The organism is Neobacillus sp. DHD-1R (genome assembly GCF_057747995.1).
This window is the reverse complement of record NZ_CM173232.1, coordinates 5,057,619-5,072,985: the sequence shown is the minus strand read 5'-3', so window position 1 is coordinate 5,072,985 and position 15,367 is coordinate 5,057,619. Positions and strand designations below refer to the sequence as shown.

At 39.7% G+C, this 15,367-nt stretch carries 13 protein-coding genes and 1 pseudogene; all 14 read left to right on the top strand.

Features of this window, described 5'->3' with window-relative positions; translation table 11 throughout:
* The first annotated feature begins 15 nt into the window (after nucleotides 1-15).
* The 14 genes and pseudogenes from essC (at nucleotide 16) to AC3ANL_RS24860 (ending at nucleotide 15,347) form a co-directional block, all read left to right on the top strand.
* Nucleotides 16-4,554 (top strand): type VII secretion protein EssC, encoded by a 4,539-nt coding sequence (essC, locus tag AC3ANL_RS24925; RefSeq protein WP_488326988.1) that lies wholly within the window; start codon nucleotides 16-18, stop codon nucleotides 4,552-4,554.
* Nucleotides 4,541-4,951 (top strand): chorismate synthase, encoded by a 411-nt coding sequence (locus AC3ANL_RS24920; protein ID WP_488326987.1) that lies wholly within the window; start codon nucleotides 4,541-4,543, stop codon nucleotides 4,949-4,951. The genes essC and AC3ANL_RS24920 overlap by 14 nt, the downstream gene beginning before the upstream one ends.
* The gene (locus AC3ANL_RS24915; protein WP_488326986.1) at nucleotides 4,938-5,240 is read left to right on the top strand and encodes a WXG100 family type VII secretion target; all 303 of its coding nucleotides are present in this window, start codon (nucleotides 4,938-4,940) and stop codon (nucleotides 5,238-5,240) included. The genes AC3ANL_RS24920 and AC3ANL_RS24915 overlap by 14 nt, the downstream gene beginning before the upstream one ends.
* A complete protein-coding gene (locus AC3ANL_RS24910; protein ID WP_488326985.1) occupies nucleotides 5,237-5,944 on the top strand; it encodes a DUF5081 family protein in 708 nt (235 codons plus the stop codon). Before AC3ANL_RS24915 ends, AC3ANL_RS24910 begins: the two co-directional genes overlap by 4 nt.
* Nucleotides 5,937-6,269: a hypothetical protein gene (locus AC3ANL_RS24905; protein WP_488326984.1), complete on the top strand. Its 333-nt coding sequence runs from the start codon at nucleotides 5,937-5,939 to the stop codon at nucleotides 6,267-6,269. Before AC3ANL_RS24910 ends, AC3ANL_RS24905 begins: the two co-directional genes overlap by 8 nt.
* Nucleotides 6,270-6,273: 4 nt before the next feature.
* Nucleotides 6,274-7,959 (top strand): hypothetical protein, encoded by a 1,686-nt coding sequence (locus AC3ANL_RS24900; protein ID WP_488326983.1) that lies wholly within the window; start codon nucleotides 6,274-6,276, stop codon nucleotides 7,957-7,959.
* A 3-nt stretch (nucleotides 7,960-7,962) separates the two neighbouring features.
* A complete protein-coding gene (locus AC3ANL_RS24895; protein ID WP_488326982.1) occupies nucleotides 7,963-8,349 on the top strand; it encodes an immunity 22 family protein in 387 nt (128 codons plus the stop codon).
* 17 nt (nucleotides 8,350-8,366) lie between these two features.
* A pseudogene (locus tag AC3ANL_RS24890) lies at nucleotides 8,367-8,873 on the top strand (pentapeptide repeat-containing protein); the annotation flags it as partial.
* A 176-nt stretch (nucleotides 8,874-9,049) separates the two neighbouring features.
* On the top strand, nucleotides 9,050-9,499 hold the full coding sequence (locus tag AC3ANL_RS24885) for an SMI1/KNR4 family protein (protein WP_488326981.1): 450 nt from the start codon (nucleotides 9,050-9,052) through the stop codon (nucleotides 9,497-9,499).
* 72 nt (nucleotides 9,500-9,571) lie between these two features.
* On the top strand, nucleotides 9,572-11,497 hold the full coding sequence (locus AC3ANL_RS24880; protein ID WP_488326980.1) for a hypothetical protein: 1,926 nt from the start codon (nucleotides 9,572-9,574) through the stop codon (nucleotides 11,495-11,497).
* Between the two features lie 28 nt (nucleotides 11,498-11,525).
* Entirely contained in the window at nucleotides 11,526-11,969 is a 444-nt protein-coding gene (locus AC3ANL_RS24875; RefSeq protein WP_488326979.1) for a hypothetical protein, read from the top strand.
* A 14-nt stretch (nucleotides 11,970-11,983) separates the two neighbouring features.
* The gene (locus tag AC3ANL_RS24870) at nucleotides 11,984-12,787 is read left to right on the top strand and encodes a hypothetical protein (protein WP_488326978.1); all 804 of its coding nucleotides are present in this window, start codon (nucleotides 11,984-11,986) and stop codon (nucleotides 12,785-12,787) included.
* 130 nt (nucleotides 12,788-12,917) lie between these two features.
* Nucleotides 12,918-13,751 carry a KPN_02809 family neutral zinc metallopeptidase gene (gene ypfJ, locus AC3ANL_RS24865; protein WP_488326977.1) on the top strand — a complete coding sequence of 278 codons (834 nt, stop codon included), beginning with the start codon at nucleotides 12,918-12,920 and terminating at the stop codon, nucleotides 13,749-13,751.
* Nucleotides 13,752-14,090: 339 nt separating this feature from the next.
* Complete coding sequence (locus AC3ANL_RS24860) at nucleotides 14,091-15,347, top strand: SH3 domain-containing protein (RefSeq protein ID WP_488326976.1); 1,257 nt, start codon at nucleotides 14,091-14,093, stop codon at nucleotides 15,345-15,347.
* Nucleotides 15,348-15,367: the final 20 nt, after the last annotated feature.

Below are 15,367 nucleotides of genomic sequence, written 5' to 3'. Positions count from 1 at the left end.
GAGAGGGAGAGAAGGATGGCACAACGACTATTACTGCTGAGTTTTAAAGATCAATTGCATAAATGCCATTTAATAATCAATGAACCACAGAGCGTGACCGTCGGAAATGATTGGTCTAACACGATTACCTTTAAAGATTTGCATTCATCGTTGAAGATTAATTGGGACGGTGCTTCATGCATAATCGGCGAACAGCAGCTTCAGATAAATGAATGCCTAACCTTACAACAGCAGAATGACCCCATTCGTCTTTATTTAATTGAAGAAAATGAGTGGTGTCGATATGATACTACACAGCAGTTTAGTGTTACATTTGGTGCTAATGATTTCGATGATGTCAGGATTAAAAATACATCTACCGACCTTGTACTCATTCGCGAGCAATTGGGAGCACCTTTTAAACTCGAAATCTATGACGGGGAGGTCTACCATAACTTTATTCGTACAACAGGACATGTAGTTCTGGAACAAGGGGACCACCTTTTTTTTGCCGGAATAATGGTCAAGATTGGAAAGGATGACCTGGAAGTTCTGGAGGGAGAATTATTTAGCGGAACGAAATTGGTTCGTTTGTTTGGACTGGAGCATGGTTTCAGTAGTCAGTATCCTGATTATCATCGTTCACCACGGATTATTTATCGTGAGCCAAAGGAAAAGCAGAAAATTGCTAAACCCTCCAATAAACCGGGAAAGCCGAGTGAACAGTTGGCACGTGTTATTGTTCCTCCGCTGGTGATGATTGCGGCCATGGTTTTAGTCTCCATTTTTATGTCAAACGGGTTTTATATCATCATCATGCTTGCTATGACGATAACAACGGTCATTTTCTCAATTACTACCTATGTAAAAAGCTTGAAGCAATACCGCTTGGATACAAAGGAACGGGATACCAGTTACCGAGATTACTTGAAACAGAAGACTCAGCAATTATATCTTGCCAGTGAAGAACAGCGTCATGCCCTGCAATATCATTTTCCACATGTGGAGCAATTACGGGTTATGGCCATGAAAGTCGATTCTCGTATTTATGAAAAGACGATTTTTCATCATGACTTTCTTATGTACCGAGTTGGAGTGGGGCAAGTTGATTTGAGCTTTGAAGTTGAATTCAATGACGAAGAGTTTACCCTTGTAAAGGATGAATTAGTGGATGCGGCGCGCAATCTTCGGTCACAGTATCTCAGATTAGAGGATGTGCCGGTCGCCGCTTCCTTAATGAAAGGTCCGGTTGGTTATATCGGACAGCGTCATCTTGTCCTTGAACAGCTGCAATTGCTGGTGATGCAGGCGGCCTTATTCCACAGTTACCATGATGTCCAGTTTGTCACTATTTTTCCGGAAGAGGAAAAGGAGAAATGGGACTGGATGCGCTGGCTCCCGCACGCAAGCTTACGAGATATAAACGTAAGGGGATTTGTCTATCACGAACGTTCCCACGATCAAGTCCTAAACTCACTTTATCAGATTTTAAAAGAACGTAAGCTGGCAGTCGATGAGAAGAGCAATAAACATGAAAAACTTTATTTCTCGCCCCATTTTGTCGTCTTCATTACAGATGAAAAAATGATTTTAGATCATTCAGTAATGGAATATTTTAATGAAGATCCAAGTGAATTAGGTGTTTCGCTGGTATTTGTCCAAGATGTGATGCAGTCACTGCCAGAACATGTGAAGACAGTCATCGATATTCGGGATGCCGCGAGTGGAAAGATGATTCTTGAGCAAGGAGAATTGGTCAACCGAAAATTTATACCTGATCGGATTCCAAACGATTTTAATAAAGAAGATCTATCACGTGCTTTAGCACCGCTCAATCATTTACAAAATTTAAAAAACTCCATTCCAGAGAGCGTGACATTCCTTGAAATGTACGGTGTTGAGAAAGTGGAGGAGCTTGGTATTCAGTCGCGCTGGACTCAACATGAAACCTATAAAAGCCTCGCTGTTCCGCTCGGGATGCGGGGAAAAGAGGATATTGTCAACTTGAACCTCCATGAAAAAGCACATGGACCACATGGTTTAGTCGCGGGTACCACTGGTTCAGGGAAATCGGAAATCATTCAGTCGTATATCCTCTCACTTGCGGTAAACTTTCATCCGCACGAAGCCGCCTTTCTTTTAATTGATTATAAAGGCGGTGGAATGGCGAATTTATTTAAAGATCTCCCGCATTTAGCAGGAACGATTACAAACTTGGACGGTGCCCAATCAATGCGCGCACTCGCTTCTATTAAAGCCGAATTACAAAAACGCCAGCGTTTATTTAATGAACATGATGTCAACCACATCAATCAATATCAAAAACTAGTTAAATTAGGTGAGGCTAGTGAGCCGATGCCGCATTTATTCTTAATATCAGATGAGTTCGCCGAGCTTAAATCCGAGCAGCCGGACTTTATGAAGGAACTTGTTTCCACAGCACGCATCGGTCGTTCACTTGGGATTCATCTCATTCTGGCCACACAAAAACCAAGTGGTGTGGTCGATGACCAAATATGGTCCAATTCCAAATTCAAACTGGCGCTTAAAGTGCAAAATGCCAGTGATTCAACTGAAATTTTGAAAACACCAGATGCAGCGGACATTACGTTACCTGGCCGTGCCTACTTGCAGGTTGGCAACAATGAAATATATGAGTTATTCCAGAGTGCCTGGAGCGGCGCGGATTATATTCCAAATAAAAACGAACAGGACTTACTGGATACAACCGTTTACGCCATTAATGATCTTGGTCAATATGATGTCCTCTCCGATGATTTAAGTGGTTTATCGTTTAAGAAGGAAATGACAAAAGTGCCAACAGAGCTCGATGCGGTGGTGGAGTATATTCATGCCTATGCCAAAGAAACAGGGATTGCGGAACTTCCGCGCCCATGGCTGCCACCACTCGGAGAACGGATTTTTCTCGCTGATTTGGACGGTGTCGATTATCGAAAGGCTTGGTATGAAGCTAAAACATCTCTAAAAGTAACATTCGGTTTTCTAGATATTCCAGAAATGCAGCAGCAATCACCACTCACATTGGACCTTTCCAAGGATGGACATATGGCCGTCTTTGCCAGTCCTGGCTATGGAAAGTCAACCTTCTTACAAAGTGTGGCGATGAATATTGCGAGACATCATAGTCCAGAAAGAATCCATATCTATCTGATTGATTTGGGAACAAATGGTTTACTGCCACTGAAGGATCTGCCGCATGTGGCGGACACGATTATGGTCGATGAGGAAATCAAGCTTGGAAAGCTGTTCCGCCGTCTGCAAAATGAGTTAAAAAAACGAAAGCATAAATTAAGTAAATATGGTGTAGCCAATATGCACATGTATGAGCAAGCAAGCGGGGAAGAAGTTCCTGCGATTCTTTTACTCATTGATACGCTTGACTCCATCACAGATGCGGTTTATCGTGACGAATTTGAAAAAGTTGCTGCTCAAATTGCTAGAGAAGGTGTCAGTGTAGGAATCCATCTTGTGATTAGTGCTGGGCGTCAAAGTGTAATGAGAGCCCCATTGCTTGCCAATATCAAACATCAAATTTCCTTATTTTTAATTGACGGAATGGAAGCACGGAATATTGTTGGAAGAACAGATTTAACAATTGAAGAAGTGCCTGGACGCGGCTTAGTTAAATTAGAGCATCCAACCTCATTCCAAACTGCTCTTCCAGTAAAAGGCGAAGATACACTCGCCATTATTAAAAGACTCCAAGAAGAGTGCCAAGAAATGCGGGCTGCTTGGAAAGGGAAGGTTCCCGCTCCGATTCCGATGGTTCCTGAAGCCATTGTGTTTAAAGAATTTATCAATAAACAGGAGACAAAAGCCCTTTTAAGCAAGGGCGGTATCCCGTTTGCTGTTGACTTTGAAAAGGTTGAACCGATGGAATTAAGTGTTATCAACGATCAAACCACATTAATTTTGAGTGATCGAATCGATGCCGTTGAACAAACGTATCTAACACTGATTGCAAGTATCTCAGTCAATCAATCCATCGACGTCGGTTTAATCGACAATGCTTCGTCAAGGTTTAGAGCATTTAAAGAAAATGTGAATATTTATGCGGACAATACGCTGCAAATGGATGATTTTGTAGAGCAGCTACAGCAATTATCTGAAACAAGAGAAGATGCCTTCCGTCAAGTGCAAATGGCAACGGGCGGCCGCGCGACCATGAAGGATTTTCTGAAAGAAATTCGTCCAATGATTGTACTCCTAACAGATGTGTCATTCATCATTGAATCGATGTCATTTACAGCACAATCGTCACTAGCAAAACTTATTGAAACAGGGTCAAGGGTAGGAATTCACTTTATAGTTGGAGCTGTACATGGTGCCTTAGAAAGACAGTACGATGATCTCGCGACAATAGTTAAGAAACAAAAGACTGGAGTCCTGATTGGAAGAATCACTGAGCAAAACATTCTAGAAGTCTTGAATCGGCCATATAAAGAGCCAAATTTACTTCCTTATGAAGCCTATTACATTAAACATGGCAAAGCTGAAAAGATCAAAATTGCTGCTCCTTACCCATTAAGAGAGGAAGTGAATGTCAGTGTTTAATTGGTTTAAAAGTGGAACGGAGAGAAAAAGAGAAGAGTATTACGAGCTGTATGAAAAACTCAAGAGGGCCATATCAGAACACGATCATAAGGTTTCAGAGGCAAACGCGTCATACAGCTCTTATCTTGGTACGATTGCGAATCTATCTACTACTAAGATACCTTCAAATGATTTTGAAAAAAGCCGCGAAGAAGTGACTGAGAAACTAAAACAGTATTTCCAGGCAGATCAAGAAAAGCGGGCATCACTTGTTGCGGCAAAAAATCAGGCCTATGAAAGATATGTTTATTATAAAAATTTGGCCATTCAAGAAGCAGAAGCGGAAAGAGCCAGAAGAGAAAAAGAATTGAAAGAGCTACAGGAGAGATTGGAGCGATTAACCAGTGGGGAGCGTTAGAATTGACGGGGATAAAGTAAATGAAGCGAAGGCAGCGGCAAAGGCATTAGAACAATCGATTGAGAAGACATTTGACCAATGTGAACAATTGATTTCGTACCTTCATTCTGCAGAATGGAGTGGAAAATCAAGGGATTCTTTTTTAACCTATCTTGAAATTATTCAGAAGTATCATCTTGATATGAAATCTGCAGTTGCCAAACAGACGAAAGCCTTAAATAATCTTGAGGGTTACTTCGACGATTTTCTACAGGATCCTTCAGTCAGAGAAGTGAGGAATCTTGGATGAGGTTATCTACAGACGTATTTACAGCCCCAGAATTGTATTTATTAGCAGCTGCCTTTGGCGGAAATGTCCTTTTTGGCTTGCTGGAAAAAGAAATTTTTCAGTTGAAGGGTGAGGATGTATTTAAAGAGGCTCATGAGCGGCTGATGGAAAAGGGAATCATCACAGCGGATGGTAAAATCACAAAAAATGGGGCCATCATCATACAAACCGTTGAGTTTTACCATCAAAGTGAGAAGTATGTTCGCATTAATAACTTAATGTTTGCCTTTAGAGATAAGAAAAGTGATGAGCTGATTGTCCTGGTGGAAACGGAAGAACCAGGACACTATCAGCTTCGGGTTACCTCTAAGGCCATCATGCTAAAAATATTAAGTGGACAATTTCCTCTCATTGTCAGAGAGCCTGCAGAAAAGGAAAAAACTTTTTTGAAAAAAGAATTATCAAACCAGGAAAGACGTGAGATTGAAAGCTTTGAGCCTGACCAAATGTTTATGAATCTAGAATTCTTCCATCTTAAGGAGGAACATAGAGATCAATTTAATTGGCACTATTATCAGCAGTGGCTTATCTTTACCAAAGACGAGAAGTTAATGATGGTCGATACTGTGAATAAGAAATATTATCATGCTAGTCAATATTGGTTCTTAAAAGTCCTATTTGATGAACTGGAATTCCCTTATAAGGAGGAAAGGTCATATGCATAATGCGGCAGGTGATGGGGGCGGTGCAGGTCTTCTTATTAATATTAATCCGGACGAAATAACCACGATTTATCAATTTTTACAAGGAATTGTGACAGAATTAGAGACCAATGCTGCTCCTAACATTGAAAAATTGGCGAACCTCGACTATTACCAAGAAGGTAAGGCTAAAAAAGCGATGGAAGTTTATGCCGAAGCAAACCAGAAGGTTATGGATTTACACGACAATTATTCCCGCGCTGCTGCATTGGTGATTGATATTCTCAATACAATGATGCAAGCAGACCAAGCGATTGCTGAACAAATCATTGCCAAACTGGGGGTATGATTTGATGGATGTAAAATACATCCCGTCAGACTGGGAAAAGATGAAGGATGGGATTGGTGATTTAATCGGTCTAGGCCGCTGGGGCAAGGGCATGATTGATGATTTAAAAAATTTAACTGATAACCTAGAGGATGCCGAGTCTGATATAGCGAAATATGATAGTGATGGTGTTATCTCTTTTGATCACACGAGTCAGAAGAACAATTACCAAGGATTGTATGAGGATTTCGAGGTATTGCATAGTTTTGCAGGTAAGGTGGGAGATATTGTCGATCGTACGATTGATCAGCCATTCTATAAAGACATGGATTCCTTTGTTGAAGCGATGCGAAACTTAACGATTTCCAACTATACGACGAAAAACCGGATTGGGGCCACTGAAAAACAGTTTGTCTACGGTGGATACGGGCCCGCACAATCCTTTACCGTTCCCAAAGCAGAAGTCAGCATGGATGATTTATTCAGCGGTGATAACTTCTATGGAGGTCAGATAAAACTGGAGTATGAAGCGTGGAAAGAGCTAAATCCTGACCAAGATTTTTCCCATGAAGAGTATCAGCAAGCGGCCTTTAATACCCGTGCGTTCCAGTATGAATCAATCCGTAATCAACAAGAAAATAAGGAATTCTGGGTACAGTTAGGTGCTTTAGTCGTTATTGTGGGCGCAACCCTCATCTGCCCTCCGGCAGGAATGGCATTAGGAGCGGCCTATGGAGCAATGGAACTGAGTTCAGCAGTTACAGGCAAGGATTGGGTCTCTGGCCGAGAGCTTGGGACGGGAGAACGTTGGTTCCGCGGCTTATTAGCTCCGTTGGACATTGTTCCGGGGGTGAGCAGCTTAAGCAAATTCAGCAGCACCATCCGTCTTGCGCATGTGAGTGATTCAATCGGACAATTAGGTTTAAGGACGGGTGTTAAAGCGGGACTTCATCAAGGAGTCACTCATATTGATCACATGATCAAAACTGCTGGGCAGCAGTCGGTGACACGATTGAAGAATGCCTCGTCTGCCATAAAAGAAACCGCCGATGTTGCAAAAAATAAGCTGGCAAAGGATACAATTGAAGTAGGCAGATTTGCGGACACAGTAATCACGGGTATGAAAACCACGATCCCTTCCAAAGAAAGACTAGCGGTATTATCTACAGGTGAAAAGGGGTATATCCCTGTAGATAATAACCACGCAATTGAGAATTCGTTAAGTGATTTTCTTAGTAGGATTAAAGGTATCAATATTGAGAGCGCTAAGGGTACGGGTAAAACTCTTGACTCTGTACCATCAGTAAGAAATGGGGAATTTAGAAACTGGTTTAATTCCTTAACTACGGAAGAATTTGATAGAGTATGGTCAGACCCTAATCTAAGAGAGTCAATTAAAGACCGATTGCGTCATCCTGGTGGAATGCACGAATGGCACTTGGTTTCCCGAGCTGATACTTTCAAATACTGGGGAGTAACTGCCGAACAAATTGTAGAAATGAGAACACTGATAAGTGAAACGAAGTTTGTTAATCCAACTGGGAAACATGGTGGAAAGGGCTCAACAATAGCACATAATGAGCTGTTACAACTAATTGATACATCTGAAGATTATGATATGTTTAAACGGCGTTTACAAAATTGGGCAGATTATCGTTTTGAGGGTGGTTCTGACGCACTGCCAGATGGATTGAAACCAAATAGGAGGTAGTTTATGCAAAAAGAAGGATTTGTATCATTGTGGGTAGGGAATATTAACTCGTCAGAGGAATTAGACAATTTACTTGAAATTTCTTATACAGAAGATGGGGATTTTATACCATCAATATTTGCCCGTAGTTTTAACATTGAGAGGTATGACGATGCTGTTAGAGAAGCGGAGTTTTATGATGAGGCCGATAACTTGCTTAGTCGATTATTAGAAGGATTCTCTTATGATGACGTTATTATTTCTAAACTTTCGTCAGTGTGTGGTGAACAGTTGCAAGATAATTATAATGTTGTAATTCTTCTCTATAACTTTAAATATGAGGGAGTTAAAAAAATAACCGCAATTAATACAAGTAATTTAGAGTTTTTAGGCGCAGTAGAATACTTGTAATTTAGATAAAAAACCTCGATTTGCATTTTAGCTTTTCGAGGTTTTATGAAGTATTTGGAATCATCCTAAGCGGGGCAGACTTCTATAATGCTAATATGAAATATGCAAAATTAAATATAAGTATGTGTGTAGAAACTTGTTTTGACGAGGTTGATTTTTGTGATGGTGAGCTAATTGGATCAACCATAATGAATGCTACCCTACGCAATGTATATTTATCAGGAATCAATGCTAAACAAGTAAGTTGCTCTGGAGCAGATTTTAGCGGTGCAAATCTTAAAGATTGTAATTTTCAAGGTGCAACTCTTATGGGTACTAATTTATCTGATATAGATGCTAAAAATGCTAACTTTGCAGGTGGAGACCTAACAGGAGCTATCCTATGTAATAGTGACTTTACAGGGGCAAATTTTACGGGTGCCAAACTTGATAATGTCGTTTGGACGGGGGCAAAAGTAGAAGGGGCTATTTTTGATATAGATGTAAAGGATCAAGTATTAAAGATGGTCATGGGATGTTTTTAGGGTTTTTTAGGAACTTAAAACAGCAGATAGAATAAATATGCATGAGCCACTGTTGGTGGAAAGATAGACTATCGGATGATGATGGTGGACATTTAATGATCCCAGTTTGATGTGCCAGCTGATATTGATAATTTAGTACACAAAATAGTGAAATAATAGATGTGGTGGAGTTTTAAATGAATAAAGAGGAATTAACCAATTTTATTAAGATAAATATGGAATCAGATGACTTTACTGGCGGAGTAGATAAAAAACAGGTTGATTATGTTCAAGATACCCTACAGTTAGAATTGCCAGAAAGTTATAAGTGGTTTTTAACTAATTATGGCTCTGGTGGGTTATTTGGTGTAGATATTTTAGGAGTGGCTAAGTCTAATATAGCTTCTGTTGTTATTGAAACGGAGAGTTATAGGGATTTAGGAATGAGTGAGAATTTAGTAGTTATTGAAGATATTGGGGAATATGCTTATTGTTTAGATATTAGTAATATGGAAAATAGTGAGTGCCCAGTAATAGCTTGGAATAGACCAGGTGGACTTGATGACTACAATACAGCAAAGAATTTTTATGAGTTTTTATCACAAAGATTATTGGATGCAAAAGAAGCATGGGAAGAAGAGTTTTAATATAGATAAATGACCTTTTTAAAGCTGAATAAGGTCATTTTTATTAAATAGAACTAAAAAAGGAGTTATTGAATGGATGTAAAATATATCCCTTCGGACTGGGAAAAGATGAAGGATGGGATCGGAGATTTAATTGGTCTTGGGCGCTGGGGCAAAGGAATGATCGATAATCTGAAAGATCTAAGCGATAATTTAGAGGATGCCGAGTCTGACATCGCGAACTATGATAGTGATGGGGTCATAACATTTCATCACACAAGTCAAAAAAGCAAATACCAAGGACTTTATGAAGATTTCGAAATATTACATAGTTTCATAGGCAAGGTCGGGGACATTGTCGACCGCACCATTGATCAGCCATTCTATGAAGATATGGATGCTTTTGTCGAAGCGATGCGGGATTTAACGATTTCAAACTATACGACAACAAATCGGGTTGGAGCAATGGAGACTCAGTTTGTTTATACAGAATACGGTCCAGCACAATCTTTGGTAGTACCTAAAACGGAAGTAAGCCTTGATGATTTGTTGACTGGCGATAATTTCTATGCAACGCAAATGAAGCTAGAATTTGATGCCTGGAAAGAGCTTAATCCAGACCAAGACTTATCTCAAGTAGAATATCAGCAGGCAGCTCTAAATACACATGCCTTCCAGTATGAGTCGATTCGGAATCAACAAGAAAACAAGGAGTTTTGGGTGCAAATTGGAGCGCTAGTTGTCATTGTGGGGGCCACACTCATCTGTCCGCCGGCAGGCTTGGCCTTAGGGGCAGCCTATGGTGCAATGGAATTGAGTTCAGCTGTTTCCGGAAAGGATTGGGTATCAGGCCGGGAGCTTGGGACGGGCGAACGGTGGTTCCGCGGCTTATTGGCTCCATTGGATATTGTTCCTGGCGTTAGCGGCCTGACCAAATTCTCTAGTACCGTCCGGCTCGCCCATCTTGGTGAGAATATCGGAGGAATAGGGCTGCGGCCAGGCGTTAAGGCGAGTTTCTCTGAAGGAATGAACCATATCGATAACATGGTCAAAACTGCTGGACAGCAATCGGTCTCAAGGTTGAAAAATTCCTCATCGGTAATAATAGATAAAACCAATGTAATGAAAAATAAACTTGCCAAAGATACACTGGAAGCAGGAAGATTAGTCGACTCTGCTATAACACAAGCGAAAAACATCGGCACATCTCGAAAAATGGGATTGGCGATAGAGGAATTGGGTGAAACCGGGAAGGTCCACATCCCTGTTGAGAATACCCATGCGGTGGAGAATAAGTTGAAAGATGTGCTGAGTCGTATTGATGGGGTTAACTTTAGAAGTGGAAGCCCTAAGGTCGCGGATCATGCTGAGGAAAAAATCTCAGAAAATATCTTAAAGGTTTTACAGGAAAATAATATAAGTATAGAAGAATTCCAACGGATTAAACTTACCCCAGTATCAGAATTAACAGACCGCGAAATGAATTTAATCTTTTACCTTCGGGAGTCTGTAGAAAAACCAACAGAAGACACCCTAATGAGTAAGGTAATTCCAGTTGACTCCGTTGATGGCTATCTAAAGAAGGAAAATCCATATACAACAGTTGCTGGATATGTAGCAAAGTATGAAGATGTCGCCAATGCAACAGGTAATTATAAGGAAACGCTGGAGACGCTGCGGTTAGATTATACCTACGAAAAAAATGGAGTTGTTATTAGGACATATCCAGATGATGGTGATTCATATGCGGTGATTCGGTTTAAATACAATGATGTATCGGATAATTTGATAGATATTCCATATGGAACAGAATTCTATGGACCAAATAAGGATGCATATCCTTGTACACATAATGGCTTTTTGGGAGGAAGAAATGGCACCATCGTTCCTGAATGGCAAGTGAAGGATTATGCTCGGGCTAACATCCAAGAAGGTGCTAAGATGTTTAGAGTAGTAGATGGTAGAGAAGAGTTAATTGCGGTATTTGATGGTAAACGGTTTATACCAATAGAAGAATAATAAAAAAATAAAGTACTAGGGTGATATCATGGATAGGGAAGTAGCTGTCTTTAAAGGAAAAAAATATGAAGCCATAAAAAGTGCTAATGAAATATTTTTGACTAAAAATCGACCTGCAGAAGGGTTTCAAGTATCCCCTTATAATAAAAAATTATTTAAGATGAAAGTCCAAATGGATGACTTAACAGAGTTATATCGTGAATATTTTATGGCCAGATTTAAAAATCATGAATTTTTTGTTCAGGGTATTTATAGGGACAGTATGGAGATTGAAATCGTGACTGTCGATTCAAATATCGGAAGGGAATGCCGTTTAAATGCGCTAGACCGGGACTTGTTTACGAAAAAGCTGAACCCAAATGATGATTATCAACTTATTTATGTGAAAGAAGATTACTTAAGGAAAGCAACTTCAAGAAAAGATGTGACATTAGAGGAGTCTTACGTATTAGATAGTGAGAAGTTTGAATAAGGGTGGAGAATTGGATGACAATACAGGAAAAAATTGCTCTATCAAATAATTATAATGCAGTGTCAGAACAATATCATTCCTTATATGAAGAAATTATGACAGATATCGTAAAATCAAAAGATTTATATACGATTGTAAGAAAAGAATCATCTTTCGAAAGTATTAAAGATGGTACCGCGCCTATTTTTTGTGGTCTTAGTTATCAAGATATTCCTACCATTTGGTTATTCACTGAAGAATCAATTGCAAAAGAATATATCAATTATTACAACTTGAAAAAGGATGATTTTGCTTTATATAAGAAGGTAACAATTGAAGAATTAACCGTATTTGCGTTTAATGCCATGTTTTCCGGTATAAGTGGATTAATTGTAGACGAGGGGAAAAGTACTCTTGTAACTACTATATATGATTTGGTAAATACTTCACTCATCTCGGTGGGCAAACATCCTGTATTAGAAAAACAGGAATATAAAATTATGAATCTGTTTAATCAAATGAAATATGGCAATAAAAAGTTATGGATCATTCCAGCAAAAGAAACAACAGGAGAGGAACTAATGTTTAATGATTTTTCTCCTCTTCAAATCGAGGGTGCTATTAAAGTGTATGAAAATCAGGAGGACTGTGAAGAAGAATCTTTACGATATGGATTTAAAAGTAAATTTGCTGCCTCTGTGGGAATTAATAGTTTATATCAAGTATTGAAGAATTCTATAAACATGAAAATAGATGAAATCATATTCGATTGTAACGGTAAAGAAGTAAAAATGAGTTTTGTAAAGGTATTAAATATATTGGAACGAATGAATGATTAAAATCAACAGGGTATAAAGTCTAAAATTTCCAGAATAAATACATTTTAATTCTCTCTTAATCTGGGTATAACACTATGGATATATTAATTGGTTAATTACTTGCAATCATGATTTTAGGGAGGGTAAAACAATGCAATGGAAAGGAAGACGGGAGAGCTCTAACGTTGAAGACCGAAGAGGCATGGGGGGCAAAACCGTGATTGGGGGCGGGATAGGCGGTATCATTATCGTTCTCCTTCTTACGCTGTTCGGCGGAGGCAACCCTGGAGACATACTAAACAACATGACATCGACTCCTAATTCGGATACAAGCACACCTTACAAAGAAACTGCTCAAGAGAAGGAACTGGCGGACTTTGTATCGGTAGTCCTTGCTGATACAGAGGATGTTTGGTCAAGTGAATTCAAGAAAAGAGGACTGACCTACGAAAATCCTAAGCTTGTCTTATACACAAGCAGCGTTCAATCGGCGTGTGGATCGGCCAGTTCGGCGGTAGGTCCGTTTTATTGTCCAGGTGACCACAAGCTGTACATTGACTTAAGTTTTTATGAGGAATTGAAACAAAAATTCCAGGCACCCGGCGACTTTGCGATGGCGTATGTCATCGCTCATGAGGTAGGCCACCATGTCCAGACCCTTTTGCACAGTGGCGAACGCGTTTCTCGGGCAGAGCAGAAAACCAATGAGTACTCCATCCGATTTGAATTGCAGGCTGACTATTTGGCAGGTGTTTGGGCTCACTATGCTCAAGGGAAGGGATACCTTGAACAAGGTGATCTAGAGGAGGCCCTCAAAGCTGCAAATGCGGTTGGGGATGATAATATCCAGAAAAAAGCACAGGGTTATGTTGTTCCAGAAAGCTTTACACATGGAACCTCCGCGCAGCGCATGCGCTGGTTTAATAGAGGGTTCGAGAACGGCACCATAGAGGGCGGAGATACTTTTAACGCGCCGAACCTTTAAAAGCCGTGCGTAACCCGATACTAAAGAACTGAGGATGAATCAAAGAAGGCGAAAGCTTTCCATTGATTCATCCTTTTTTTAATTTAATACTGTTCTACGGTCCATGAGGGAGCTTAATAAAGCTTAGTACTAAAAAACTACATCTATGAAAAATAGACGGTTTTCAATTATTTGTAGAAAAAACTCGAAAATGCGACGTAAAATGATGAAAATCATCGAATTTTACTAAAGAGAGAATATTTTTACAGGGACCATGTACCCCGATCGAAATACATACATAACAAGACAGGTCACATCAACGTAAATACTTTAAAAAGAGAATGGGAGAAATCGTTATTTATGTCTACAGAAATATTTGTACCTGAATTAACACCAAGTCGGAAAGAAACGTACGGAAAAAGCAAGTCAACAAAAAGTGTACCTGTTTTCACGTCAAGAATGGAAAAACGTGAATTTTATAAAGGTGTCAATCTTTTTGATATTCGTAATGTATTAGATATAAAGGGATTCCTAAAAGATATCCATGACAATTTGAATACATATACGGCCAAGGTTAACGAGTGGATTCAAAAACATCCTGTAAAAAAGCTTGTGGTGACGGGCATTTTTACCGTCGTTCTTGGCTTTTTAGCAAGCAATGCAAATGCAGCGTTCATTGAAGAATACACGTATCAAGTGAAAAGTGGCGAAAAGATTGAACAGATTGCGGCAAAGCATGGGGTCACCGCTCAGGAAATCCTTGATGCCAATGGTCTATCATCTATTGCTGGTAAAAAAATTCTTTTACCAAAAGTACAAGACAGAATGGTTACAGCGACAACATTAAATGTCCGGTCTCAACCGAACACGTCAAGCAGTATTATTGGAACAGTTAAAAAAGGAGAGATTGTTAAGGTTTCATTCGTAGAAAACGGATGGGCTGGTATCCTGATCAAAGGGCGGGTTTGTTTCGTGAGCACTGCTTACCTTGCACAAGCTCAACCTGCTTCAGCCACAACAAGTCAAGCAAAAACAATGGTGATAAAGGCAACATCGCTAAATGTGAGAGAAAAAGCTTCAACAAACAGTGCTGTACTAGGTTCATTAAAATCAAATGAGCGTGTGTCAGTGCTGGCAGTGGTTAATGGCTGGGCGCAGATTAATTTCAAAGGCAAAGCCGCGTTTGTTAGTGCAGCCTATTTAACGGTCAATGCTAGTGCAAATGCTAGTGCTAGTGTACCACCAACTACAAGTTCTTCCACTTATGTGATTAAAAAAGGTGATACGTTTACAAAAATCAGTAAAGCATTAGGAATCTCTGTATCATCGATTCAAAAACTAAATCCGGCTGTAGACCCAGCAAAGTTGAAAATAGGTCAAAAGATCAATATCCCTGCTACAACGGCCTCATCTGCTAATCTTATCAAAGTAGAAGCTCATATAGCAGGTGTAGAGCCTGAGGGCACCTTCCGTTTTATCACATCGGATGGCAGTACATATGCCGCAAAAGCATCAGGTAACATAATCAATGAATTATTTAATCATCAAGGAAAAAAAGTAACCCTAACACTTGAAGGAAAAAGGGGTCAAAAATTGACGTTAACAGCTCTTCAATAAATCACAGCAATAAAATGACA

Bases quoted from the DNA above. Each gene is read 5' to 3' on its own strand.
- essC (WP_488326988.1), top strand. From the start codon at position 16: ATGGCACAACGACTATTACTGCTGAGTTTTAAAGATCAATTGCATAAA.
- AC3ANL_RS24920 (WP_488326987.1), top strand. From the start codon at position 4,541: ATGTCAGTGTTTAATTGGTTTAAAAGTGGAACGGAGAGAAAAAGAGAA.
- AC3ANL_RS24905 (WP_488326984.1), top strand. From the start codon at position 5,937: ATGCATAATGCGGCAGGTGATGGGGGCGGTGCAGGTCTTCTTATTAAT.
- AC3ANL_RS24870 (WP_488326978.1), top strand. From the start codon at position 11,984: ATGACAATACAGGAAAAAATTGCTCTATCAAATAATTATAATGCAGTG.
- AC3ANL_RS24875 (WP_488326979.1), top strand. From the start codon at position 11,526: ATGGATAGGGAAGTAGCTGTCTTTAAAGGAAAAAAATATGAAGCCATA.
- AC3ANL_RS24885 (WP_488326981.1), top strand. From the start codon at position 9,050: ATGAATAAAGAGGAATTAACCAATTTTATTAAGATAAATATGGAATCA.
- AC3ANL_RS24895 (WP_488326982.1), top strand. From the start codon at position 7,963: ATGCAAAAAGAAGGATTTGTATCATTGTGGGTAGGGAATATTAACTCG.
- AC3ANL_RS24860 (WP_488326976.1), top strand. From the start codon at position 14,091: ATGTCTACAGAAATATTTGTACCTGAATTAACACCAAGTCGGAAAGAA.
- ypfJ (WP_488326977.1), top strand. From the start codon at position 12,918: ATGCAATGGAAAGGAAGACGGGAGAGCTCTAACGTTGAAGACCGAAGA.
- AC3ANL_RS24900 (WP_488326983.1), top strand. From the start codon at position 6,274: ATGGATGTAAAATACATCCCGTCAGACTGGGAAAAGATGAAGGATGGG.
- AC3ANL_RS24910 (WP_488326985.1), top strand. From the start codon at position 5,237: ATGAGGTTATCTACAGACGTATTTACAGCCCCAGAATTGTATTTATTA.
- AC3ANL_RS24880 (WP_488326980.1), top strand. From the start codon at position 9,572: ATGGATGTAAAATATATCCCTTCGGACTGGGAAAAGATGAAGGATGGG.